Origin of the sequence: Nocardia sp. XZ_19_385 (genome assembly GCF_015355755.1) — a bacterium.
Lineage (GTDB): Bacteria > Actinomycetota > Actinomycetes > Mycobacteriales > Mycobacteriaceae > Nocardia.
This window is the reverse complement of record NZ_JACVEE010000004.1, coordinates 341,600-365,372: the sequence shown is the minus strand read 5'-3', so window position 1 is coordinate 365,372 and position 23,773 is coordinate 341,600. Positions and strand designations below refer to the sequence as shown.

24 protein-coding genes are annotated in these 23,773 nt (G+C 67.0%); 3 read left to right on the top strand and 21 right to left on the bottom strand.

Going from position 1 to position 23,773, the window contains the following annotated elements:
* Nucleotides 1–81: 81 nt before the first annotated feature.
* A complete protein-coding gene (locus IBX22_RS30635) occupies nt 82–1,032 on the top strand; it encodes a LysR substrate-binding domain-containing protein (protein ID WP_194819232.1) in 951 nt (316 codons plus the stop codon).
* On the opposite strand, the gene IBX22_RS30630 is transcribed toward IBX22_RS30635, so the two are convergent.
* From IBX22_RS30630 to IBX22_RS30580, 11 genes are all read right to left on the bottom strand, one after another.
* Nucleotides 967–1,776 carry a carbohydrate ABC transporter permease gene (locus tag IBX22_RS30630; protein ID WP_194819231.1) on the bottom strand — a complete coding sequence of 270 codons (810 nt, stop codon included), beginning with the start codon at nt 1,774–1,776 and terminating at the stop codon, nt 967–969. The genes IBX22_RS30635 and IBX22_RS30630 overlap by 66 nt on opposite strands.
* Entirely contained in the window at nt 1,769–2,719 is a 951-nt protein-coding gene (locus IBX22_RS30625; RefSeq protein WP_194819230.1) for a carbohydrate ABC transporter permease, read from the bottom strand. Before IBX22_RS30625 ends, IBX22_RS30630 begins: the two co-directional genes overlap by 8 nt.
* 265 nt (nt 2,720–2,984) lie before the next feature.
* The gene (locus tag IBX22_RS30620) at nt 2,985–3,842 is read right to left on the bottom strand and encodes a metallophosphoesterase (protein WP_194819229.1); all 858 of its coding nucleotides are present in this window, start codon (nt 3,840–3,842) and stop codon (nt 2,985–2,987) included.
* Between the two features lie 11 nt (nt 3,843–3,853).
* On the bottom strand, nt 3,854–5,221 hold the full coding sequence (locus tag IBX22_RS30615) for an ABC transporter substrate-binding protein (protein WP_194819228.1): 1,368 nt from the start codon (nt 5,219–5,221) through the stop codon (nt 3,854–3,856).
* Between the two features lie 31 nt (nt 5,222–5,252).
* A complete protein-coding gene (locus IBX22_RS30610) occupies nt 5,253–6,386 on the bottom strand; it encodes an ABC transporter ATP-binding protein (RefSeq protein ID WP_194819227.1) in 1,134 nt (377 codons plus the stop codon).
* 170 nt (nt 6,387–6,556) lie between these two features.
* Complete coding sequence (locus IBX22_RS30605) at nt 6,557–7,582, bottom strand: branched-chain amino acid ABC transporter permease (protein ID WP_194819226.1); 1,026 nt, start codon at nt 7,580–7,582, stop codon at nt 6,557–6,559.
* A complete protein-coding gene (locus tag IBX22_RS30600) occupies nt 7,579–8,466 on the bottom strand; it encodes a branched-chain amino acid ABC transporter permease (RefSeq protein WP_309234852.1) in 888 nt (295 codons plus the stop codon). Before IBX22_RS30600 ends, IBX22_RS30605 begins: the two co-directional genes overlap by 4 nt.
* Nucleotides 8,463–9,185, bottom strand: a complete 723-nt coding sequence (locus IBX22_RS30595) for an ABC transporter ATP-binding protein (RefSeq protein ID WP_194819225.1) — start codon at nt 9,183–9,185, stop codon at nt 8,463–8,465. Before IBX22_RS30595 ends, IBX22_RS30600 begins: the two co-directional genes overlap by 4 nt.
* The gene (locus IBX22_RS30590) at nt 9,182–9,940 is read right to left on the bottom strand and encodes an ABC transporter ATP-binding protein (RefSeq protein WP_194819224.1); all 759 of its coding nucleotides are present in this window, start codon (nt 9,938–9,940) and stop codon (nt 9,182–9,184) included. The genes IBX22_RS30595 and IBX22_RS30590 overlap by 4 nt, the downstream gene beginning before the upstream one ends.
* A 207-nt stretch (nt 9,941–10,147) precedes the next feature.
* Entirely contained in the window at nt 10,148–10,897 is a 750-nt protein-coding gene (gene fabG / locus IBX22_RS30585; RefSeq protein WP_194819223.1) for a 3-oxoacyl-ACP reductase FabG, read from the bottom strand.
* A 13-nt stretch (nt 10,898–10,910) separates the two neighbouring features.
* The gene (locus IBX22_RS30580) at nt 10,911–12,062 is read right to left on the bottom strand and encodes an acyl-CoA dehydrogenase family protein (RefSeq protein ID WP_194819222.1); all 1,152 of its coding nucleotides are present in this window, start codon (nt 12,060–12,062) and stop codon (nt 10,911–10,913) included.
* 128 nt (nt 12,063–12,190) lie between these two features.
* Between IBX22_RS30580 and IBX22_RS30575 the strand changes: the two genes are divergently transcribed.
* Nucleotides 12,191–12,841 (top strand): TetR family transcriptional regulator, encoded by a 651-nt coding sequence (locus IBX22_RS30575; protein ID WP_194819221.1) that lies wholly within the window; start codon nt 12,191–12,193, stop codon nt 12,839–12,841.
* Here IBX22_RS30575 and IBX22_RS30570 read toward each other — a convergent pair.
* Both IBX22_RS30570 and IBX22_RS30565 read right to left on the bottom strand, forming a co-directional pair.
* A complete protein-coding gene (locus IBX22_RS30570; RefSeq protein WP_194819220.1) occupies nt 12,813–13,349 on the bottom strand; it encodes a DUF3145 domain-containing protein in 537 nt (178 codons plus the stop codon). The two genes, IBX22_RS30575 and IBX22_RS30570, sit on opposite strands and share 29 nt — an antisense overlap.
* Nucleotides 13,350–13,536: 187 nt before the next feature.
* On the bottom strand, nt 13,537–14,361 hold the full coding sequence (locus IBX22_RS30565) for a serine hydrolase (RefSeq protein ID WP_194819219.1): 825 nt from the start codon (nt 14,359–14,361) through the stop codon (nt 13,537–13,539).
* Nucleotides 14,362–14,456: 95 nt separating this feature from the next.
* On the opposite strand from IBX22_RS30565, the gene IBX22_RS30560 reads away from it, so the two are divergent.
* Entirely contained in the window at nt 14,457–15,650 is a 1,194-nt protein-coding gene (locus IBX22_RS30560; protein WP_194819218.1) for a serine hydrolase domain-containing protein, read from the top strand.
* A 72-nt stretch (nt 15,651–15,722) separates the two neighbouring features.
* Here IBX22_RS30560 and IBX22_RS30555 read toward each other — a convergent pair whose 3' ends face one another.
* The 8 genes from IBX22_RS30555 to IBX22_RS30520 all read right to left on the bottom strand — a co-directional run bounded on the left by IBX22_RS30555 (nt 15,723) and on the right by IBX22_RS30520 (nt 23,768).
* Nucleotides 15,723–16,853 (bottom strand): NDMA-dependent alcohol dehydrogenase, encoded by a 1,131-nt coding sequence (locus IBX22_RS30555; RefSeq protein ID WP_194819217.1) that lies wholly within the window; start codon nt 16,851–16,853, stop codon nt 15,723–15,725.
* Nucleotides 16,854–16,971: 118 nt separating this feature from the next.
* Nucleotides 16,972–17,544 carry a DinB family protein gene (locus tag IBX22_RS30550; protein WP_194819216.1) on the bottom strand — a complete coding sequence of 191 codons (573 nt, stop codon included), beginning with the start codon at nt 17,542–17,544 and terminating at the stop codon, nt 16,972–16,974.
* Nucleotides 17,545–17,609: 65 nt separating this feature from the next.
* A complete protein-coding gene (locus IBX22_RS30545) occupies nt 17,610–19,334 on the bottom strand; it encodes an ABC transporter ATP-binding protein (protein WP_194819215.1) in 1,725 nt (574 codons plus the stop codon).
* Entirely contained in the window at nt 19,334–21,103 is a 1,770-nt protein-coding gene (locus tag IBX22_RS30540) for an ABC transporter ATP-binding protein (RefSeq protein WP_194819214.1), read from the bottom strand. Before IBX22_RS30540 ends, IBX22_RS30545 begins: the two co-directional genes overlap by 1 nt.
* A gap of 89 nt (nt 21,104–21,192) precedes the next feature.
* Nucleotides 21,193–21,840 carry a TetR/AcrR family transcriptional regulator gene (locus IBX22_RS30535; RefSeq protein WP_194819213.1) on the bottom strand — a complete coding sequence of 216 codons (648 nt, stop codon included), beginning with the start codon at nt 21,838–21,840 and terminating at the stop codon, nt 21,193–21,195.
* A gap of 74 nt (nt 21,841–21,914) precedes the next feature.
* A complete protein-coding gene (locus IBX22_RS30530; RefSeq protein WP_194819212.1) occupies nt 21,915–22,052 on the bottom strand; it encodes a hypothetical protein in 138 nt (45 codons plus the stop codon).
* An 80-nt stretch (nt 22,053–22,132) separates the two neighbouring features.
* Nucleotides 22,133–23,503: a serine hydrolase gene (locus IBX22_RS30525; RefSeq protein WP_228539769.1), complete on the bottom strand. Its 1,371-nt coding sequence runs from the start codon at nt 23,501–23,503 to the stop codon at nt 22,133–22,135.
* A gap of 7 nt (nt 23,504–23,510) precedes the next feature.
* A complete protein-coding gene (locus IBX22_RS30520) occupies nt 23,511–23,768 on the bottom strand; it encodes a hypothetical protein (protein WP_194819211.1) in 258 nt (85 codons plus the stop codon).
* Nucleotides 23,769–23,773: the final 5 nt, after the last annotated feature.

The following is a 23,773-nucleotide window of genomic DNA, read 5'->3' as shown; positions in this document are numbered from 1 at the left end:
ACCCGCCAGCCGTTGTGCGTCGCGGATTCATCCGGTGTTACCTGCCGTAACTACCCTCACGGGTACTCGGAAGGAGGCGGCATGGAATTCCGGCATCTCGTTTCGTTCCTGGCGATCGCCGAAGAACTGCATTTCGGCCGGGCGGCGCAACGCTTACATCTGACCCAGCCGAGTCTCAGCGCGCAGCTGCGCAAGCTGGAGTCCGCGCTCGATGTGCTGCTGGTGGAACGCAATTCGCACGAGGTTCGGCTGACCGCGGCGGGGCGGGAGTTCGAACTGCAAGCCCGGCAGATCGTCGCGCAGATGGAGCGGGCCGCGCTGGCGGCGAAGGCCACCGCGGCGGGCCGGGCCGGCACGCTGAGCGTGGGTTACAACCTGCCCGCGAGCCGGCACGTGCTGCCGGACGCGCTGGCACGGATGACCGATCGGCATCCGGATATCGCGGTCTCGCTGTGGGAGAAGCGCACCGGGCCACAGTTGACGGCGCTGGCGGCGGGCTCGCTCGATATCGCCCTCGTCTACGGGCATCCCAGCACCTCGGACTTCCGGTATCGGCGGCTGCTGCATCGGGTGCCGCTGGTGGCGGTGGTGGGGCGGCGGCACCGATGGGCCGAACGTGCGAGTGTGCCGTTCGCGGAATTGCAGGGGCAGGAGTGTGTGCTGTTCTCGCGGGAGCAGTGCCCGGCCATGTATGACTCCATTTTCCTTGCGGCAGCACAGAATCGGATCTCGTTGACGGTGGCCAGCCATGCCGATGATCCGGGTGCGACCGCGCACATGGTGTCGGTGCGCCCGCTGGTCGGGTTCGCGTCGGTGACGCGGGCGATGTCGATGGGCCTGGGTGCGCATGGCGACGGTGCTGTAGCGGTGAAGCTTTCGAACCCGGTGCCGACGCTGGATCTGTACGCGGTGTGGCGGGCCGAGGAGACCAATCCCGCGACGACACTGTTTCTGGACTGCCTGGAATCACTTCAAACCCGAACGGACGAAAGCGTTCACGATGTGGCGCTGCAACACCAGGTAGAGCAGTAGCACCGGCAGACAGGCCAGGCTCGCCACCGCCATCAGCGGACCCCACTGGTCCCCCTCGGTGCCCATGAAGCTGCGCAGGCCCAACTGCAGCACACTGTTGGACTGCCGCAAAACGACTGCGGGCCAGAAGTATTCGTTCCAGGCGTTGATGAACAGCAGGATGCCGAGGGCGGCGAGCGCGGGGCGCAGGTTCGGCACCACCACGGTCCACAGGATCGACCACGAGGAGCGTCCGTCGATCTTGGCCGCGGCGATCAGCTCCTTCGGGAAGGCGCCCATGTGCTGGCGCAGCAGCAGGACGCCCAGCGCCGAGCACAGCGTCGGAAGGACCACGCCGATCAGGGAATTGATCAGCCCCAGGCGGGTGAGCAGGATGTAGTTGGGCAGCATGGTCACCTGGAACGGGACCAGCCAGGTGCCGACGAAGGCCAGGTACAGCACTCGTTGCAGCGGGAAGGTGTACATGGCGAAGGCGTAGGAGGCGAGCAAGGCGATGAGCAGCTGTCCCACGGCCGAAAGTACCGCTACGAAAAAGGTATTCGCGATCAGCCCGGTGATATCCACCTTGTGGGCCGCGTCGGCGTAGTTGGCGAGCGAGAGCGGCCACGGAAGGGGCGCGAGCGAGGTGACGTCCTCGGGACGGCGCAGCGCGGTGGCGAACAGCCAGTAGATGGGGAAGACGCACAGCAGCGAGGTGACTCCGAGCAGGAGATGACTCGCCGCGGTCCGCGCACGTTCAATCATCGTGGAAGGCAAACCTTTCCGAGATCCTGACCAGGATGCCCGCGATGGCGCCGAAGCCGAGGAACAGCAGCACGCCCGCCGCCGCGCTGAGCCCGGCGTCGAAGCTGTGGAAGGCGTAATCCCAGAGCAGGTAATAGATATTGGTGGTGGATTGCGCGGGCCCGCCCTGGGTCATCGCGTCGATGAGCGGGAAAGTCAGTGTGGGGCTGAGCAATACGGTGGTCAGCACCAGGAACATAAGGGTCGGTGCGAGCAGGGGCAGGGTGATCCAGCGCCGGATCTGACCAGGGCTGGCACCGTCCACCCGGGCCGCCTCGTCGTAATCGCCACTGATACCGGCCAATCCGGCCCACACCACCAGCACCGCGAAACCGAGCAGCTGCCATCCGGTGATCCCGATGATCACGCCGTGCGCGGTGGTGGCGTCGTACACCCAGTTGCGGTGCGAACCGAACGTCTGATCCACGAAACCGCTGCCGGGATGCAGCAGCCAGCGCCACACCGCCGCCGCCGCAACCGGGGCGACCAGGAACGGCGCGAAAACCATTGCGTGATAGACGGTCCGAGCCCGGCCGTGCACGCGCCGACTGGCCAGTGCGATGAGCACCGGCAGCAGCACCGTCAACGGCAGCAGGCCGACGATCATCACCGCAGTCCGTTCCAGCGAATCCCGAAATGCCGGAAGCTCTAGCAGCCGTTGGTAATTGGCGGTGCCCACCGAGGTCATTGGAGAGCTGGGCAGCAGATTCCAGGAGTACGTAGACAGCTGGAACGCCTGAGCTAACGGCTGATAGGTCCAGACCACGAGTAGGAACAGCGCCGGGGCCAAGTACAGATACGGAGCGCAACCACGCAGGATCCGCTGTGAGAACGACCGACGCGCGGGCACCGCTCTCCGCCCGATCTCCAGATCTACTTCCCGTTCCTCAACAACGACGAACATGCTGCCCCGGCCTCCCCGTCATTCCGAACCCCGCCGTCGTCCGGAGCCCGGGCCGATCCCGAACCCACCGCCAGCCCCGAGCCTCGCAACCATGCGGAGCCCCTGTCGCCAGCGCCGACCCCCGACGCCGTTCCGGGCTCCGTTGTCAGCCCGAGTAGTGTCGCCGCCCCGAGCCCCGTTTTCGGTACGCGGCTCGTCAGCACTGGCCCGGAACCGATCCGGAAATCCGTCGCCAGGCCGAGCAAAGCGGCGGATTTGGACGAGCTCACCGTGCCTCGGCTCGGTCGATGGCTCGCAGGTGGTCCAGCATCTCTCCCTCGTCCCGCTCGTAGACCTCGCCCGCCGGTGTCGCTTCCACCGCGGTGACCACGAAATCCATGCCGAGCACGTCGATTCGGCTGTAGCCGAAGCCTTGGATCGCGCGCATCCGGCCGAGTGGCGGCATCGCGTCGAAGCGGTACGCGACCGCCGGGCCGACCCACACCGGAATACCGGCCAGCGAACCGGCCGCGGTCATGTGGTTGTGGCCGCAGAGGATCATGCGCACATCGGTATTCGCCACCACCGCCGCCAGCCGGACCGCCTGGTCGAGGTTGAGCAGCTCCGACGCCGCCATGCTCGACGACAAGGGCGGATGGTGCAGGACGAGCAGCGTGCCGCGGGGCGCGGGGCGGCGTAGCTTCCGTCCGAGCCACACCAGCTGACCAGCCTCCAGTTTGCCCCCGTGCCGCCCGGGCGTGGTGCTGTCCAATGCGATGATGCGTAGGCCCGCGACCTCGAAGACCTGGTCGTGCGGCTTCTTGATCGATACCGCGCCCGGTGTGTGATCGAGCAGTTCGACGCCGAATGCGCTGCGCTCGTCGTGATTTCCCATGACGTAGACGACTTGGGCGCCGAGTTCGGCGGCCGCCGGTTCGACCGCCGCACGCAGTCTGCGGTAGCCCTCCGGGGAGCCGTTGTCGGTGAGATCGCCGGAGAGGACCAGGGCGTCGATCGGGCCGGAGGCACGCAGGCGGTCCAGCACGTGGGTCAGGTTGGCGTAGGTGTCGACCGTGTCGTAGAGCAGCTCACCGGCGGGGCGGATGTGGGTGTCGGTGAGCTGCACGATCCGTAGATCTCGCATTTTCGCGAACCTCATGCGGCTGGAAGGAGTTTCGCGCCCTCGGCGCGGGCGGCGGACAGGGTGGACTGCGGATCCCTGCCCTGGAACACGATCGACTCGACCGCGTCCATCATGCCGTCGCGGATCTGCAAGTAGTTGTTGCCGGGCATCGAGACCCACGACTCCATGCCGTTCAGCTGCGAAACATTCGGAGCCAGTAGCGGATTCGCCGCCGCCCAGGCACCTAACGAATCGGGCTCGTTCAGCAATCCGGTGCGCAGCGGCAGGTAGCCGATGTTCTGCGAGATCTTCACGTAGGACTCCTCGCTGGTGAGGAACTTGATCAGCTCCCAGGCCGCGCGCTGCTTGGCCGGGTCGTTGGACAGGATGTGCAGGCCCGCACCTGAATTGGTGGGGACGGTAGGCTTGTCGCCGAAGCGCGGCATGACGGTCGAGCGCAGGTCCCATTTGTCCTTGGCACCCGTGACGAAAGTGCCTTGAACGGCGCTGGATTCGAGGATCATGCCGATCTCGCCGCGGGCGAACGACTCATAGCCCTGCTTCTGCGCGAGTTTCGGCATGCCGCCGGTGTTGACGAGATCCTGTGCCATCCGGGTGACTTCGACGACCGGCGCCTCGGCGTAGGTGAGGGTCCGGCGATCGTCGGAGATGACGCGCCCGCCGTTGGAACGCACCAGTGACTGGAAACACCAGTCCTTCGCGGCCTTGGTCAGGCAGTCGATGTAGACGCCGCCCTTGCCGGTCTGGGCGTTGATGGCCCGAGCCGCGTCGGCGACCTGCTGCCAGGTGGCCGGCGGCTGGTTCGGATCGAGGCCCGCGGCGGCGAACAGGCTCGCGTTGAAATACAGCACCGGCGTGGAGAAGACGAACGGGACGCCGTAGGTGTGCCCGTCCCAGTCGTCGAGGGTGCGGGCGCGCGGGTGGTAGGGCAGGCGGCCGTCGAAGTTGTGCTGCACCGCGTCCTTGCCGAACAGCGCGTCCAGCGGCTTGGCGCGCAGCTGGTTGATCGTGAAATCGAGGTCGCTGAAGCCTAATTGGGCGACATCCGGCGGTGTTCCGGCGACGATCTGGTTCTGGATGCTGGAGATGGTGTCGGTGGCCGGGTTCGGGCTGTTGCCCTGCGGCTTCTGCGCGGTGACCTTGATGTTGGGGAACTTTCTGCCGAAATCGGCGATCAGGCCGTTGAAGGTGTCGGTCCACGCACCGGCCAAGCCGTAGTTGTAGGACTCGAACACGATCGAAACCTGCTGCCCCGGCTGGAGTTCGGGGACCTGCGCGGCGGACACGGGGTCGGTGGCGGTGGTGCCGCCGAGGCCGCAACTGCTCACGGCGATGGCGGCGGCGAACACCAGGCCCAGGAAGGGGGCGGTGCGTTTCACGAGATTCTCCTCATCAGGATGGTGGGACTGCTCACGACGAAACCGCCTGTGCCCCAGCAGGAAGTGCGCCGGGACGACGGGTGGATTGCTCTTGCCAAGTAAGGCGCAGGCCGGAATCGGGATGAAAAAGATGGATGTGCGCGGGGGCGACGCGGAAGCCCACATCCTCGCCCACGCGCACGCCGGCGGGCCGTGGCGCTCGGGCGCACAGGATGTGCTTTCCGACCGCGGCGTGCACGAGCTCCTCACTGCCGAGGTTTTCGACCATGGTCACCCGCCCGCGCAGCGCGGACGCGTCGCTGTCGATGCGCAGGTGCTCGGGGCGGATTCCGGCGAGGACAGCGCTGTCGTCACCGGAATCCGCCGTGATGTCCAGGGCGGCGTCGATGCCGTCGGACAACACCCGCAACCCGCCGGCACGCCAGGACACGACCGCGGGAAACAGGTTCATGGGCGGGGAACCGAGAAAGCCTGCGACGAAGGCGGTTCGAGGCCGGTCGTAGAGCTCCTCGGGGGTGCCGACCTGCTCGATGCGGCCCGCGTCGAGCAGCGCGATACGGGTGGCCATGGTCATCGCCTCCACCTGATCGTGGGTCACGTACAGGAAGGTGGCGCCGAGGCGGCGGTGCAGGGCGATGAGTTCGGCGCGGGTGGCGCTGCGCAGTTTGGCGTCGAGATTGGACAGCGGCTCGTCCATGAGGAACGCCCCGGGATCGCGAACCATGGCGCGCGCCAGTGCGACTCGCTGCCGTTGCCCGCCCGAGAGCGCGCCCGGGCGTCGGTCGAGCAGGGCCGAGAGTTCCAGGGTCTTCGCCACCGCGGCCACCCGTTCTGCGATGTGGGCGCGCGGCCGGCGGCGGGCCCGCAGCGGGAACCCGATGTTCTTCGCCACCGTCAGGTGCGGGTACAGCGCATAGCTCTGGAACACCATGGCCAGGTCCCGCCGCTGCGGGGCAACCTCGGTGATGTCGGTGCCGTCCAGCAGGATTCGGCCCGACGACGGCTCCTCCAAGCCCGCGATCATGCGCAGCAGCGTGGACTTGCCGCAGCCGCTCGGGCCGAGCAGCACCATGAATTCCCCGTCGGCGATGTCGAGGCTCACCTCGCGGACGGCGTAGTCCGCACCATAGGTCTTCGATATCGCATCGATCTGTAGCCGGGCCACCAGGGCTCCTCCGGTCGGGCTTGGGCTCGTACCACCGAAGTCTGGGGCCGCGCCCACCCGGAACACGGGGGCGATAGGCGATTCCGATCGGGCGATCGACGCGGGTATGCGGTGCACAGCGAACCGCCGCGGTACCGGACGGCACCGCGGCGGATTCGGGTGATCGCTGTTTACCGGATTCGGATCCAATTCGCGACACGGCCACCGAGACCGGCGAGACCGGTGGGCGCGAGGTACATGACCGCGATGATGAGCAGGCCGAAGACGGCTCCCGGCGCGGCTTGATTGATGTCCTGGGCGAGGCTCGGCACGAACAGGACGAACAGTCCCCCGAACAGCGGGCCCCACAGTGAGCCGAGGCCGCCGACCACCAGCCCGGCGAGCAGCGTGATGGACAGTCCGACCGCGAAGGAGTCCGGGGAGACGTAGGCGATCACCCAGGTGTAGACACAGCCCGCGACACCGGCGAGCATGGCACTCCAGGCGAACGCGAGGGTCTTGTAGAAGGCCGGGCGCACGCCCATGATCTCGGCGGCGGTCTCGTTGTCGCGAATCGCGTTGAGCGCGCGACCTACTCGGGAACGCTGCACGCCGGCGACCACCAGCAGACAGAGCACAGCCGTCGCGAGGCAGAGGAAGTACAGCCATTGGTCCTCGGCGAGCCCGGACCACACCGGCGGGACCGGCTTTTCGAGGGTGAGGCCCATCGAGCCGCCGGTGACGGATTCGAAGCGCTTGAGCAGCGGCACCACGAAGATCGCGATGGCGAGGGTGACCAGTGCCAGATACAGGCCGCGGAGTCGCAGCGCGGGTACGCCGAGACCGAGACCGAGTACGAAGCAGACCGCGGCGGCGACCGGGAGGGTCGCCAGATGCGGCACCTCCCAGCGATCGAGGAGAACCGCCGCGGTGTATGCACCTACCGCGAGGAAGGCCCCGTGCCCGAGGGAGATCTGACCTGCCTGTCCGACAAGAAGATTCAGGCCGAGCAGGGCGATGGCGTAGACCAGCGCCATGCTCAGCTGGAAGGTGTGAAACGGCATCAGCTGGAACGGCGCGTAGCACGCCGCTATGAAGAGAGCCGCGACTGCGATGACCCGGCGCTTCGCCAGAATCCGCGACGCCAGCGAATAGAACTGTGGTGCTGTGGTTTCCGGTGGATCCGCCACAGCGGGTGCGGTGTCTTTGATGCTCATACTCGTTCCACCGCCGCTTTCCCGAAGAGACCCTCGGGCCGCAGCAGCAGCACGCCGAGGATGATCGCCAGCGGCACACCGATTTTGAGCTCGGTACCGATGAAGTCGACGTAGGCGCCGGTGAGGGTTTCGGCGACACCGACGATCAACCCGCCCGCGACCGCGCCACCGGGACTATCGAATCCGCCGAGCGTCGCCGCGGCGAAGGCGTAGATCAGGACCCCGCCCATCATGTTCGGCTCCAGGAACAGCAGCGGCGCCGACAGCACGCCCGAGACCGCGCCGACCAGCGCGGCCAGGCCCCAGCCGAGCGAGAGCACCATGCCGACTCGGATACCGACCAATCGCGCCGAGGCCGGATTGCAGGCGACCGCGCGCATCGCCAACCCGATCCGGGTGTAGCGGAACATCAGGTAGAGCAATCCCATGACCACCGCGACCACGGCGATCACACCGAGGCTGCCGTAACCTGCGCTCACTCCGCCCGCGCGTAAATTGCCGTCCGGGAACGGATTCGGGAACGATTTGACCTGAAACGACCAGATCCAGCCGGCCGCCGCGTTGATGAAGAAGAACAGCCCGACGGTCACGATGACCAGAGTCAGTTCGGCTCCGCCTTCCACCGGCCGGATGATCACCCGCTCGATGAGCATGCCGCCCGCGAAGGACACCGCCAAGGTAATCGGCAGCGCCAGCCAGAACGGCATCCCGCTCTCGATGCACTGCCAGGCCAGGAACGCGGAGAACATGGCGAGCTCGCCCTGAGCAAAGTTCACGATCCCGGTGAACCGATAAATCAGCACGAGCGCCAGGGCCAGCCCGGCGTAAATCGCCCCCGCGCTGACGCCTTCGATGAGTTGTTGCAGAAATTGAACCACGGTCACACCCGGTATCCGAGATAGGACTGCACGACCGTCGCGTCCGCGCGGACCTCGGATGCCGTGCCGGACAACACGATCCGGCCGGTCTCCAGCACGTGGGCGTGGCTGGATATGCCCAGCGCGAGATGCGCGTTCTGTTCGACGACGAGCACGGTGATCCGCTCCTGTTCGTTGATGGTGGCGATGATGTGAAACAGCTCCTGGGTGACCAGGGGCGACAGACCGAGCGAGGGTTCGTCGAGCAGCAGCAGCTGCGGGCGCAGCATGAGTGCGCGGCCGATCGCCAGCATCTGCTGCTGGCCGCCGGACAGTGCGCCCGCGCCTTCGCGGCGCTTCTCCTTCAGCACCGGGAAGAAGCCGAAGATCCGCTCCAGGTCCGCCTCCACACCGAGGCGATCGCGGCGCGGGTAGGCGCCCAGGCGCAGGTTTTCCTCGACGGTCAGCGGAGCGAAGGTGCCACGTCCCTCGGGTACATGGGCGACGCGGCGGCGGGCGATGGTCTCGGGTCTGCGGCCCGCGATGTCGGCGCCGTCGAGGCGGATCGCCCCGGCGGTGCGGATCATGCCGGACAACGCGCGCAGCAGCGTGGTTTTCCCGGCGCCGTTGGGTCCGAGAATGGCGCAGACATCGCCCTTCTGCACCGTGAAGCTCAGGCCCTGCAGCACCCGCGCGGGGCCATAACCGGCGTGCAGGTCGGTGATGCTCAGAAATGGTTCGGTCATGCCGGGGTCCCCAGGTAGGCGGCGATGACGTCCGGATGCTGTTGCACCTGTTCGGGTTTGCCTTCGGCGATGACGCGGCCGAAGTCCAGGCAGACGACGCGGTCGCAGAGACCCATGACGAAGCCCATGTGGTGTTCGACGACGATGACGGTGAGGTCCAGTTCGGCGCGCAGGGCTCGCACCAGTTCGGCGAATTCGTCGACCTCGCCGTGACTGAGGCCGTTGACGGGTTCGTCGAGCAGCAGCAGCGCCGGGTGGATCGCGAGGGCACGCGCCAGCTCGATCCGCTTCAACGTGCCGAACGGGAGACCGGCGGCCGGATGGTCGGCCACCTTCCGCAGGTCGAGGCGCTCGAGCAAGGCGTCGGCTTCGGCGCGCAGCCGCTTCTCCTCCCCCCGCACCCTGGGCAGGTGCAGGCCCGCGGTGCCGAAACCGGCGCGGGCGCGATGGTGCGCGCCGACCAGGACGTTGTCCCGCACGGACATACGGGTGAACAAGCCCAGGTTCTGGAAGGTTCTGGCGATGCCGAGGCCGGCCAGGGTGTGCGGTTGCGCGGTCAGCAGATCGGCGCCCTGGTAGGTGATCGCGCCGCTGTCGGGGGTGTAGCGCCGAGTGAGGCAGTTGAACAGGCTGGTCTTGCCCGCCCCGTTCGGGCCGATCAGCCCCACCAGTTCCCCTGGTGCGACATGGAATCCGACGTCCGACAAGGCGGTGATGCCGCCGAAACGGAGCGTCAGCTGGGAAATTTCGAGCATATGTCCTCCAGCCCGCGTCTCAGAGGACGGACAGCGGGCGAGCAGTGAACCGGCGGCGTTGTTGGCGCGGGCGATTAGGTCTCACAAAGCGTAAAACCGCTGGTGGAGACGCACATCGGACGTGGAGGACCAACTTCGTCACGCCGATTTGTCCGCTGCGGACAGTCGCCCGCTCAGCTATCGTCCAGCATTCCCGGGCTATCGCCGCTAGAGGCGACGCCCGCCGTCGACGTACAGGGTTTGTCCGGTGACGAACGCACTGTCGTCGGAGGTGAGGAACGAGACGACGCCCGCGATGTCCCCGGGCCGCCCGACCCGGCGCAGTGGGGTGATCGCGGCGGTCTTGGCCTGCAATTCCGCTGCGGTGACGCCGATTCGAGCGGCGGTCTGCGCGGTCATCTCGGTAGCTATGAACCCGGGGGCGACCGCGTTGACGGTGATGCCGAACGGACCGAGCTCCATTGCCAAGGTGCGGGTGAAGCCTTGGATGCCCGCCTTGGCCGCGGCGTAGTTCGCCTGTCCGCGATTGCCGAGCGCGGACACGCTGGAGGTGTTGACGATCCGGCCGTAGCGCTGCTCCACCATGTACTGCTGCGCGGTCTTGCAGCACAGGAACGCACCGCGCAGATGCACGTCCATGACGGTGTCCCAATCGTCCACCGACATCTTGAACAGCATGTTGTCGCGCAGCACGCCCGCGTTGTTGACCAGGATGTTCGGCATCCCCAGTTCCGCGGCGGCGCGCGCGAACGCGCTCTGCACCTGCTGGTCGTCGGTGATGTCGCACCCGATCCCTACGGCGGTGCCACCGGTGGCGGTGATGTCCGCCGCGGTCGCCTGGCAGGCGGCCTCGTCCAGATCGAACACCGCGACCGCGGCCCCGTCGGCGGCCAGCCGGGCCGCGGTGGCGGCTCCGATCCCGCGCGCGGCGCCCGTCACCACTGCGACCTTGTACATCTGGAACTCCTTGTCAGACAATGGCGTTCACGCCCGTCAGGGCGCGGCCGATGAGCAGTTTCTGAATCTGGCTGGTGCCCTCGTAGAGGGTGAGGACGCGGGCATCCCGCAGGTACTTCGACACCGGGTACTCGTCGATGTAGCCGTAGCCGCCGAACACCTGGATCGCGTTGTTGGCGGCGCGCACCGCGGTCTCGCTGGCGTAGAGCTTGGCCATCGACGCCTCGGTACCGAACGGCTGTCCGCGGTCGATCAGATCGGCCACCCGCCAGGTGAGCAGCCGGGCCGCGTCGGTTTCCACCGCGATATCGGCCAGCATCTGCTGCACCAGCTGGTAGGAGGCGATCGGCTTGCCGAACTGCTCCCGCTCCCCCGCGTAACGCACCGAGGCCTCCAGGCAGGCCCGCGCGACGCCGACACAGCCCGCCGCCACACCCATCCGGCCTTTGTCCAAGGCGGACATGGCAATTCGGAACCCGGCGCCTTCGTCGCCGAGACGCAGCGCGTCGGGCACGCGTACCTGATCGAAGCTCAGCTCGGCGGTCGCCTGGCCACGCAGCCCCAGCTTGCCCTTGATCTCCGTGCGGGAGAAGCCCGGCGCATCGGTGGGAACCAGAAACGCGGTAATGCCTTTCGGCCCCGGGCCACCCGTGCGGGCGAAGATCAGCGCGATAGTGGCGCGAGTGCCGTTGGTGATGAACATCTTCGAGCCGGACAACACCCAGTCCTCGCCCACGCGTTCGGCTTTGGTCACCAGGCTCGCCGCATCGGAGCCGGTGCCCGGTTCGGTCAACCCGAAGCAGCCCAGCGTCCGGCCCGCGCACAGATCGGGCAGGAAGCGCCGCTTCTGCTCTTCGGTGCCGTAACCCGCGATGCTCTTGGCCACCAATCCCAGTGACACCGAGACGATTCCGCGCACCGCGCTGTCGCCGCGGCCGAGTTCCTCCAAGAGCAGGCAATAGTCGAGGGCGTCACCGCCGGAGCCGCCGTACTCCTCCGGCACCCCGATCCCGAGGAATCCCATCGCACCGAGCTTGCCCACTATCGCCGGATCCACCGCCTCGGCTCGATCCCACGCGGTGGCGTTGGGGACGACTTCCCGGTCCACCCAGGTGCGAGCCAGATCGCGCAGATCGCGATGGGTCTCGCTCAATTCCAGATTCATGCAGCACCCAGTCCTGAACCAAACGGTGTTAGGTTTACCGGCGGGACGTTATCCTAACGCCGTTAGGTAGACAAGGCCCGATTCCGCCGGATGCTAGGTTCGACGCACTGTTTCAGGAGGTGAAAGCCGTGGCGCGACCCCGCGTTCCGCTGTTGAGTCGCGACCGCATCCGCGAATCCGCGCTGACGCTGATCGACCGCGACGGCCTCGGCGAGCTCTCCATGCGCAAGCTGGCCGCCGACCTCGGTGTCCAGGCCGCCTCCCTCTACGGCCACTACCCCACCAAGGACGACCTGCTCGACGACATCGCCCACTCCATCATGAGCCACGTCGACGCCTCGGCCTTCGAACACGAAAGCTGGCGCAGCGCACTGGTTTCCTGGGCCCGCTCGTTCCGCGCCGCCCTCGCCCAGCACCCCAATTTCGTGCCCTACCTGGCGACTTCGGGCCCCGGCCGGCGCGACGAAGCGCTCCGCGCGGCCAATGCCGTGCACGGCGGTCTGGTCGAAGCCGGCTGGCCACCCCGCCAAGCCACCATGATCGGCGCCGCCGCCCGCTACCTGGTCCTCGGTTCGACGGTCGGCTCGTTCTCCCGCGGCTTCGTCGACGACATCCAGGTCTACCGAGACCGCTACCCCAACCTCGAACAAGCGCACCTGCTGCGCGACAAAGCCGAGGAGATCGACTCGGACAGTTTCGAATTGGCCCTCAGCGCATTCCTGGACGGGCTGGAGTTGAAGTTCGAAAAACTCAGCCCACGTCGCGGCGCAGCCAAGTAATTTCCGCGCCGAGGCCGTCCACGCCGATGCGATAGTCCTCGAGGTCGTCGTCCCAGGCGGTGCCGAGCGCGCGATCGATTTCGGCGGCGAGGTCGTAGCTGTTGTACTTGCCGAGCTCCTGGGCGGCTTGCAGCATGGCTCTCAGTCGCATTTCGCCCAGCGCCACATCGCCGTTGGCACTGGTGGAGCCATGCCAGAGGCCGAGGTGGGGTACGAAGCTGTAGCGCTCGCCGTCGACGCCTTCACTGGGTTCCTCGGTGACCTCGAAACGCAGGACCGGCCAGGCGCGCAAGGACTGGGCAATGCGCGCGGCGGTGCCGACGGGGCCGACCCAATCGCTGGTTGCGCGCAGTGAACCGTCGGCGGGCTGGGCAGTCCAGCGGAGTTTCGCCGGCGTGCCGAGGGCCGAGGTGAGCGCCCACTCGATGTGCGGGCACAACGCGGCTGGCGACGAGTGGATCCAGACCACACCCGCCGTCGCGTCCGCGAACTGACTTGATGCACGCACCACTACAACCTCCAGCGTCGACGAGGACCGTCTTCCCCAACGACCCGTTTCGGCTGGCTGATCATTCATAGCGACCGCAAGCAGTCGCTACGGTGCCCGAGTGTACTGGAGTGTCCGAAGTTACGGGTGTTACTTCGCGGCTGTGTTGCCGATTCCCGATTTATGACACTGGACAGTGCTGCTTGAATTACCCCCGCGATAGTTCTTCAATCACCCCGTCGCTGAAAACCGGCCAGGCGGCCCGCGCCCAATCTCCGAAATTCTCGTCGGCGAGCGCTACGCACGCCACCTCGATTTCCGGATCAACCCACAAGAATGTGCCCGATTGGCCGAAATGTCCATAAGTACGAGGCGAATTCACGCTCCCGGTCCAGTGCGGGGTTTTGCTGTCGCGAATCTCGAAACCCAGGCCCCAGTCATTGGGCCGCTGCGAACCGTAACCGGGCAGGACACCATTGCTTCCCGGGAATTGCACAGTGCTTGCTTCGGAATGCATGTCCGCGGAGATCAATTGCGGACTCAGCAACTCCGCGGCGAAAAGCAGAAGATCGTCGACAGTTGATCGTGCACCGTGCCCCGCGGAACCGGTGAGCACCGAGTGCTTCATACCCAGCGGCCCGAAGACCGCGTCGCGCAGATATTCGTCGAACGCGATCCCGGTCTGCTCGGTGACGAACTGCGCGAGCACCTCGAAACCGGCGCTGGAGTAGATCCTTTTAGCGCCGGGCTTGGCCAGAACATCGGTGGTGTCGAAAGCGATGCCGGAGGTGTGCGCGAGCAGGTGCCGCACGGTCGTGCCGGGCGGCGCGGAGTGACTGTCGACCGGCTGATCCAGCTCGATCGCGCCCTCTTCGACGGCGACCAGCACCGCATAGGCAACCAGCGGCTTGGTCACCGAGGCCAGGGGGAACACCCGATCGGTGTCACCCGCGGAGTTCGTGCCCGCCCGGGTCACAACGCCCGCGCCCGCATGCCGAACCGGCCAGTCCTTGATCTGCTCGAGTGATCGCACCGAACGAGCCTACGAGACCGCTGACCGGGCGGAGCACACCTAGCCGCAATTCCGGGTCATCGGCACGCGGTACCGCCGGTACCATCGACTGCACTATGAGTGCGCGACCCACGATCCACGGCGAAGTGGAGGCCGGATTCGGCCCCGTCGCCGACGCTTTCCGCCGGAACTTCGCCCAGCACGGTGAAATCGGCGCCGCCGTGGCCGTTTACGCGGGTGACCGGCCGGTGGTGGACCTGTGGGCGGGCCATCGCGACCGCAACCGGGCCCAGCCCTGGGAGCGGGACACGATCGTTCCGGTGTTCTCCTCGACGAAAGGCCTGGCCGCGTTCGTGGTGGCGGCCGCGGTGTCGAAGGGGCTGCTGGACTACGAGGAGAAGGTCGCCACGTACTGGCCCGAGTTCGCCGCCCAGGGTAAGGGCGAGATCACGGTGCGCCAGCTGATCGATCATCAGGCCGGGCTATCGGGTCTGGACACCGTCGTGAAGTTGGACCAACTGGCGGACTTCGACGGGCTGGCGCAGATCCTCGCGGCGCAGAAACCGGCGTGGCAGCCGGGCACCCGGCACGGCTATCACGCCATCACCCTCGGCCTGTATCAGGGCGAGCTGATCCGCCGCGTCGACCCGGAGCACCGCACCCTGGGCCGGGTTTTCGCCGAGGACATCGCGAAGCCGCTCGGCTTGGACTTCTTCATCGGCCTGCCCGCCGACGAACCGATGGAGCGCATCGCCAAGCTGTCGGCCACCAAGGGCCTGGATATCCTGCGCTACGAACGGGACCTGCCGTTGCGCATCGGCGTCGATGTCTACTCCAAGCGCGGATATGCCCATGCCTCACTGACCAATCCGCAGGTGGGAGCGCCCGCGCGGGCCACGCGCCGCGAATTCCTGGAGGTGGAGTTGCCCGCCTCCAACGGTGTCGGCAATGCCCGCTCGCTGGCCAAGGTCTACGGCGCGGCCGCGGGCCGGACCGGTGCGCTGCCGGTCGCCGAGACGGTGCTCGCGCAACTGGCGGCGGCCGACACCGCCGAGGATGTGCCCGCCGAGGATCTGGTGCTCTACACCAAGAGCCGGTACCACCTCGGATTCCGCAAGTCGCGCGGTTCGTTCCGGTTCGGGTCCGACAAACGGGCTTACGGCACAACGGGTTTGGGCGGGTCGTTCGGATTCGCCGATCCCGCAACGGGTCTCGGCTTCGGATACACAATGAACCGGCTCGGCATGGCCGTCCTGGACGACGTGCGCAGCCGCAACCTGCGCGAGGCGCTGCTGCGCTGCAAGGTCTGAGGCTCGAATAGCAAACGCCGGGACCCGATGCGATGCAATGGGTCCCGGCGTTCGCCGGGATGACGAGGGGGTTTACCAGTCGTTCTCGGTGTAGCGGATGATGCCGCGGATGTTCTTGCCGTCCAGCATGTCCTTGTAGCCCTGGTTGATCTCCTCCAGCGAGTACTGGCGGGTGACCATGTCGTCCAGGTTGAGCTGGCCGGACTTGTACAGCGCCAGCAGGCGCGGGGCGTCCTGGCGGGCGTTGCCGCCGCCGAAGATGCAGCCCTTGACCGTCTTCTGCAGCATGGACAGCAGGAAGCTGTTCATCTTGACGTCGCCGTCTTCCATCCGGCCCATGGAGGTGATCACCATGGTGCCGGCCTTGCCGGTGAGGATCAGGCCCTCTTCGACGTACTGGCCCTGCATCTCACCCATGGTGAGGATGACCTTCTCCGCCATCCGGCCCTCGGTGATCTCCATGATCGGCATGATCGCCTCGGCCATGCTGGGGTAGGTGTGCGTGGCGCCGAACTTCTGCGCCTGCTCCAACTTCCACGGATTCGGGTCGATGGCAACGACCTTGGTGGCGCCCGCGAGCACCGCGCCCTGCAGCGCGCTCATACCGACGCCGCCGATGCCGACGATCACCGCGGTCTCCCCCGGCTGCACCTGCGCCACATGGGTGGAGGAACCGAAGCCGGTGGGGACGCCACAGCCGACCAGGCAGGCCACCTCGAACGGGATGCTCGGGTCGATCTTCACCACCGAGGTGTGGTGCACCGTCATGTACGGCGCGAAGGTGCCGAGCAGGCACATCGGGATGACGTCCTCGCCGCGCGCCTGGATCCGGTAGGTGCCGTCGCTGATCGCCTGGCCCATCAGCAGGCCCGCGCCCAGATCGCACAGCGCCATGTTGCCCGACACACAGGACGGACAGCGGCCACAGGCCGGGATGAACGACAGGATGACGTGATCGCCGACCTGCAGGTCCGCGGGGCAGTTCGGGCCCAGCTTGGTGATCACGCCCGCGCCCTCGTGGCCGCCCATCACCGGGTAGTTCGGCATCGGTGTCGCACCGGTGACGATGTGATGATCCGAATGGCACATGCCGGCGGTTTCCATCCGGATCTGCACCTCGCCGGAGACCGGGTCACCGACCTCGATCTCCTCGACCGACCACTCCTGGTCGATCCCCCACAGGATCGCGCCCTTCGTCTTCATTCCTGCCGACCTCTCGCGTGCACGTGTGCTTATGTGACTGCACACACACTACGAGAAAAGTAGAACTCGTTCTAGTGCCGGGGTGGATTTTTCTGGGCAGCGGCTGGTCGGGCGCGTTTCAGGCCCGGACGTCGTGCACGTGGTGGACCACGTCGTGCAGGAAGTAGATCGCCAGTGACTCTACGGTGAAACCGGAGCCGTCGCTGCGCCGAACGGCCAATTCATGATCGGCGGCGGGCACGGATTCGATTGCGCGGGCGATGGATTCGGCCGCCTCGACGAGTTCGGTCGCGACCACGGCCGGATCCTGGGCGCCGTAGTTGTCGGCGATCGCGGTGACGTCCTGATCCCAGTTGGAGAACAGCGGCAGGCCGTCGGCGACGCCGGTCGTCGCGTCGAAGCCCGGGACCTGAGGATCGGTCGCCGCGCGACGAGCCGCGATATCGGTGCGGTAGGTGAAGATGCGGCACACGTCGCGGACGTGGGCAGCGTATTCCAGCGCCGACCAGGTGTTCTCGTCCGGACGAACGGTGGCGTCATCCTTGGTCAGCGCACCGGCCAGACGGGCCGCGTAGTCGCGCGTGAGTCCGGGCACTTTTTCGTACGCGGTCGCGGGTGCGTCGAAACCACATTCCGGACAGGTCTTTTCCAGCACCCAGGTCCAGTTCTTGTCATCGGGGACGATAGCCATGCGGAGTACTTTAGGTTGGCAGAATATATTTGACCATCAATATTCTGCCAACCCTCCGCAAAGATTCAGCCGACCAGACGCCAGCCCTGGGCACGTTCGCGCTCCCGCCAGAAGTCCTGGTAGCGACCGGGTTGGCCGATCAGGTCGGCGTGCGTGCCGCGCTGTGCGATACCGCCCTCGTCGAGGACGAGGATCTGGTCGGCGGCGGCGACGGTGTGCAGGCGGTGCGCGACCACGAGCAGGGTGCGCTGCTCGGCGAGGGTGCGCACGGCCGCGCCGACCGCCGCCTCGTTGTCCGGGTCCAGCGCCGCGGTGGCTTCGTCGAGGAGCACGATCGGGGCCTGTTTGATCAGTGCCCGGGCGATCGAAACCCGTTGGCGCTCACCGCCGGACAGGCTGACGCCGCCCTCGCCGACGCGGGTCTCCCAGCCGTCGGGGAGCCGGTCGACGATCTCGTCGACGCGGGCGAGCCGGGCCGCCTCGCGGATCTCCTCGGTGCTGGCTCCGGGCCGGCCGATGCGAATGTTGGCTTCGATCGTGTCGTCGAAGAGGTACACATCCTGGAACACCATGGCCAGCTGGTTCATCAGCGCCTCGGTGGACAGGTCGCGGACATCGACGCCGCCGACGCGGACCGTGCCGGTGTTCACCTCCCAGAATCTGGCGACCAGCCGCAGCAGCGTGGTCTTGCCCGCGCCCGACGGGCCGACGATCGCGGTCAGCGTGCCGGGTTTCGCTTCGAAGGTGATGTCGCGCAGTACCGTCCGGTCGTCGTAACCGAAGCCGACGTGCTCGAAGCTGACCTTGCCGGGGGCGATCGCGCAGTCTTGGCCGCCTTCGGGCAGCGGCTGAACGTCGAGGACCTCGTCGATGCGGTCGAGGTTTTCCGCGGCCATGCGCAGTGCGGCGGAGTGGTCGACCAGCTCGAGCAGCGGCCCGGCGAAGCGGGTGATCAGCACCAGCAGCGCGATCAATTCGGCGGCGTCCAACGAACCGCCCAGTGCCAGCGTCACTCCCACGGCCATGAGCGCGAGGAAGACGGCCTGCACCGCGACCGAGAAGGTGAGCAGCGCGGTCACCGCGTTGCGGTTCATCGCGCCGTAGGCGCGGCGCTGGCCGACGAGCGCGTCGTCGAGCAGACGGTTGCTCTCGCCGCGGCGGCCGAAGGCGCGCAGGATCGGCTGGTTCTGCGCGAATTCGACTATGCGTCCGGCCGATTCGACCGCAGTGTGATCGATGGCGCCGAAACTGCGTGCGATGGCATCCTGGGACCACCTGTGTGCCACCACGAGCACCGCTCCCGCGGCGAGCAGAGCCGCCCCCAGCCGCCAATCGAAGGCGAACATGCCGACGGCGACGACAATCGGCGTGACCGCACCGCTGATCACGGGTTGCATCAGGTGCGCGGGCACGGCACCGATGCTCATCGTGCCCTGCGAGACCGAATGCGTCAGGCGGCCGGTGCGATCGGTGCCGAACCAGCCCAGCGGCAGCCGCGAGAGGTGATCGCCGATGCGGTGGTGCATGCCGAGCAGCAGGTCGTTGGCGATCTGCTGGCCGTCCATCGCCTGGGCGTAGAACACGACGGCCGCCGCGGCCGTGGTCGCCGCCAGCACGGTCAGCCAGGTGATCGCGGCGTCCCGGTCGCCGTCCAGCAGCGAACGCAGGACGGGAACCACGAGCAGCACGCAGACGCCTTGGAGGACCGAGAAGGCGATGATCAGGCCGATCCAGCGCACGAAGCGCGGGCGATCGGCCGGATCGACGAGTCGGAACAGCTTGCGAATCATCAGGATTCCTTTACCGCGAGGGGCTGCGCCTGGGTGCGCCACATGTGGGCGTAGGCACCGTCGGCGGCCAGCAGGTCGTCGTGTTTGCCGGATTCGAGCACCTGGCCGCGAGACAGCACCACGATGCGGTCCGCGCCGCGAATGGTGTGCAGGCGGTGCGCGATCACCAGCAGGGTGCGGCCCGCCACCAGGCGCGAAAGCGCATCCTGCACGGCCGCTTCGGATTCCGGGTCGGCGAAGGCCGTGGCCTCGTCGAGTACCAGCACCGGGGTGTCGGCCAGCAGGGCGCGGGCGATCGAAATCCGTTGCGCCTCACCGCCGGACAGGTGCGCGTCGGTCCCGATTTCGCTGTCGTAGCCGCGCGGCAGGGCCATGATGCGGTCGTGGATCTGAGCGGTCCGGGCGGCGGATTCGATGTCCGCGCGGTCGGCTTCGGGGCGGCCGAGGGCAATGTTGTCGCGAATGCTGGTGCGCAACAACGAGGTTTCCTGGAAGACGAAACCCACGCGCCGGTAGAGATCGCGCTCTTCCATGTCCCGGACGTCGACGCCGCCGATGCGCACCGCCCCTTCGGTGACATCCCAGAACCGCGGCAACAGCCGTGCCAGCGTCGACTTGCCGGAACCGGAAGCGCCCACCAATGCCGTGACGGTGCCCGGTGCCAGATGGAGGTCGACGCCGTCGAGCACGGTGGCGCGTCCGTCGTAAGAGAAACGCACACTGTCGAATTCGACGCTCGCCCCCGCGGGAGTCTTCGTTGCCGCGACCCGGCGCAGTTCCGGGGTGGCCAGCAGCTCGCCGATCCGGCCCGCCGCTTCGGCCGCCGCCTGCATGGCCATGGCACCGAAACCCAGCGCCATGATCGGAGCGCCCAGCCCGACCGCCAGCATCACGAACGCGATGACCTCGACCGGATCCGCCCGCAGCCAGATGCCGCCGGCGAGTGCCACGAGCAGCAGCATCGGCGGCGCGATGAGGGTGTTCGCGATCGATTCCACCCGGCGCATCGGCCCTTGCCATTCGCCGAAGAACCGCGCCAGGTCATCGCCCGCGCGGCGATACCGGTCCTGCGCGCGTCCGGCCTGCCCGAAGGCTTTCACCACCGCGATACCGTCGACGAACTCGACGGCCGCGGCGTTGACCTTGTCGAATTCGGAGCTCAGCCGCTTCATACCCTCGCCGCCGTCGCGCAGCTCGAAGGCGGTGGCGGCGAACCAAAGCACCAGTGGCACAAGGCAGATCAACGCCAGCCGCCAGTCCAAGTAGAACAGGTAGCCGAGGGCCATCAACGGCGTGATGAGCGCCGCCACCAAGTCGTTGAGCGCATGCGCCACCGCGTGGTGGATCGCGCCCACGTCATCGGAAAGCACCCGCTTGACCCGCCCCGAGCTGCGGTCGGTGAACCAGCCCAGCGCCACGCCGCCCAGCCGATCGGCCATCCGCCGCCGGATCTGCAATCCGAGATCGGCGTCGGCGATGTGGCTGATCGTGTATGCGCTTGCGGCACAGATGGTTCGGATGACGAACCCGGCCACGGCTACGGCCACCCACAGCCACACCGCGCCGCGATCCGCGCCGCCGAGCATTTCCCGCGCGATCTCGACCACCGCGATGTAGGGCGCGAGCCCCGCCAGTGCACCCACCAGTTGCAGCACGGCCGCGCCCGCGAGCCGGCCGCGCACAGGTGCGAGCACCACCTTCAGCCCGCCGGGTTTCTCCTCCGGCTGTTCTTCCTCGACCGTTACCGGATCCAACACCGCAGTACTCATCGGGCTCCCAAGGCAAATTAGATCACTGTTCCAATTTGCAGTGTAGCGAGCACTCCGGCTGCGGTACAGCGCCTTTTATGAGACCGCCGCTACAGCGACGCTTTCCTGATCACTTCGAGCCGGGCGGCCATCCCGTCGAGCGTGCGCTCCAGCGCATACCGGCACTGCTCCCGGTGCGCGGCGTCCCGCTCCTCCGGGCTCCCCACGTACTGGCGCACCATCCGCAACATCTCCTGCGCCCCGGGGCCGGCGTCCGGATGCGACGCCAGCAGGCTTTGCAGCCCGGCCATCCCCTGCTCCCCCGCATCGCTCGCGCGCTGATCACCCAGCGCGATCATCCCGAGACAGGTATTGAACGCGACCGAGTACGCGATAGCCGCCTCGTCCCCCCACCCTGCTTCGAGCATCCGTGTCATCCCCGCATCCAGCGAGGGCAGCAATTCCTCGGTCTGCGGCCCATTCCGCAGCAACCACGTCGCGGTACCGCGATACCCCGAGAAATGCTCGATGATCTGAGACAAGATCCCCTGCAACAGTTTCCGCCAGTCAGCTTCACCGAGGTCCATGTCGATCTCGCCGAAAATTCGATCGATCACCGCCGCACACACCCGCTGCCGATCCCCCACATGGTGATAGATCACCGAAAGCGAAGTATCCAACCGCGCGGTGAGATCGCGCATGCTCCATCCATCGAGCCCCCGCTCAGCCGTCAGCGCCAGCGCGGCCTCGACGATCACCGCCCGCGAAAGACCGGTCCGATAAGCCCGCCGGGAACCCTTTGTCACGGTTCGACCCTAACGACCGGAAGTCGTCACTCGGTGCTGGACGCCTCGTGCTCGCCATTGCACCACTGCTCGGCCGGAACCATGACGCGCACGTCGTCGACGTGCTCGCCGCAGCCGTCCCACGTCGTCTTGCCGCAGCTAGGGCAGGTGACCGGATAGCACATCAGTCGTCCTCCAGACGGTTGTCGGTTGTCGCCGGGCCAGCGTACCGGCGGGCGATCAGCCGTCTCGATCCGAACCGCTGCTATCGGCCCGCACGGGGGTGTACTCGGCAGTTGGTGTGGAGGTAGCGGGCCGGGCCGTCGCGGAAGTCGTAGATCGCGACGGTTTGGGGGTCCTCGAGGGGATCGGTGGGCGGCATGAGGAAGTGGGTTTCGCTGATAGGAAGTAGTTCGTAGCGGAGATGGTCGGGTTTGCCGAGGAATTGGGCGTGCATCGGGTCGAGGGCGAGGGTGAGATGCAGACGGCCGGCTTCGGTGTGAACGACGTAGCGGGTGCCTGGGCGTTCGTAGACGCCTTCGTAGCGGGACAGGTCCAGGACCAGGTCGGGATCCGGTTTCGGCAGATCCGGGAGGATGGGAGCGTCGAGGGTGGTCAGGATTTCGTGGAAGACCTTCTGGTAGAAGGTTTCTCGGGGGCCACCGTTGGCGAGCAGGGCGATGGCGGTGCCGGTGCCGGGCAGGATGCGGAGGCGGGCGTTCTGGCCGACGGTGCTGCCGTCGGTGGCGTAGACGGTGTGGCCGGACCAGTCGCAGACGATCAGGCCGAGGGCCCATTCCGGGCCGAACATGTAGGGGTCGGGGACGGGAACTCGGGAGGTGGTCATTTCCTGGATGGCCGCCGGGGAAACGATTCGCGTGCCGTTGGGGGCTTCGCCGTTGTTCAGGAAGACGTGGGCGACGGCGAGTAGGTCGCGCAGGGTGGCGGCGAAATTGCCTGCGGGGCCGTAGGACCGGGGCAGGTGCGGGAGTGGGGTGTGGATCGGACCTTCGTCGAGGGAGCGGAGCAGGTGGCCGGTGGCGGCGCGATCCGGATCGACCTGTTCGTGCCGAGTGCTGGTGTCGGACAAACCCATCGGGGTCAGCAGGCGCTCGCGCACGAGGTCGTCCCAGGGGCGGCCGTCGAGGACTTCCATGAGGCGGGCGAGCAGGGCGTAGCCCAATGCCGTGCTGTAGCCGTGGGTTTCGCCCAGCGGAAAGACCTGGGGCGCGTCGGTGATGTTGGCGACCATGCGGGCGTACACGTCGGCGTCTTCACCGGGATCGCCGAAAGCTTCCTCGATGCCGTGGGTGTGATTGAGCAGGTGTCGCGCGGTGACCTCGGCCGTGACTTGCGGGTCGGCCACCGAGAAGTCGGGCAGGTAGTCGCGGATCGGGTCGTCCAGGCCGATCTTGCCCTCGTCGACGAACTGCATAAAGGCAAGGGCGGTAAAAGTTTTCGTGATGGATCCGAGTTGGTAGACGGTGTCTGTGGTTGCCGGTTCGCCGGTCGACACGTCTTTCACGCCGACCGCGAATTCGGTGATCCGCCCGTCGTGGAGCACGCCGATCGCGGCACTGGGAATTCCGTACTCCGACAGAAGTTCTCGAATCCGGGTCAGGTCGAGCTGCATCATGAGCGCCCTATCTCGGTAGGCCCACCGCATTGGCGGCGTCCGCTTCGAAGAATTCGGTCGTTGCGAACGGGCCCGCATGGGAGTCGAAAAAGGTTCGGACACTCTCGATCGAATCACCCACGAGCAGGTTGACCGCCCTTGCCCCATCCGTGCTCGCTACTGCAAGGGTCCACCTGGCGCCCTTGGGCATTCGCGTGTGCGCTTGCTTCAGCGCATTCCAGAAACCATCGTTGTCGGCCACCGCCGACACCGCCATGACGTGCATTGGTA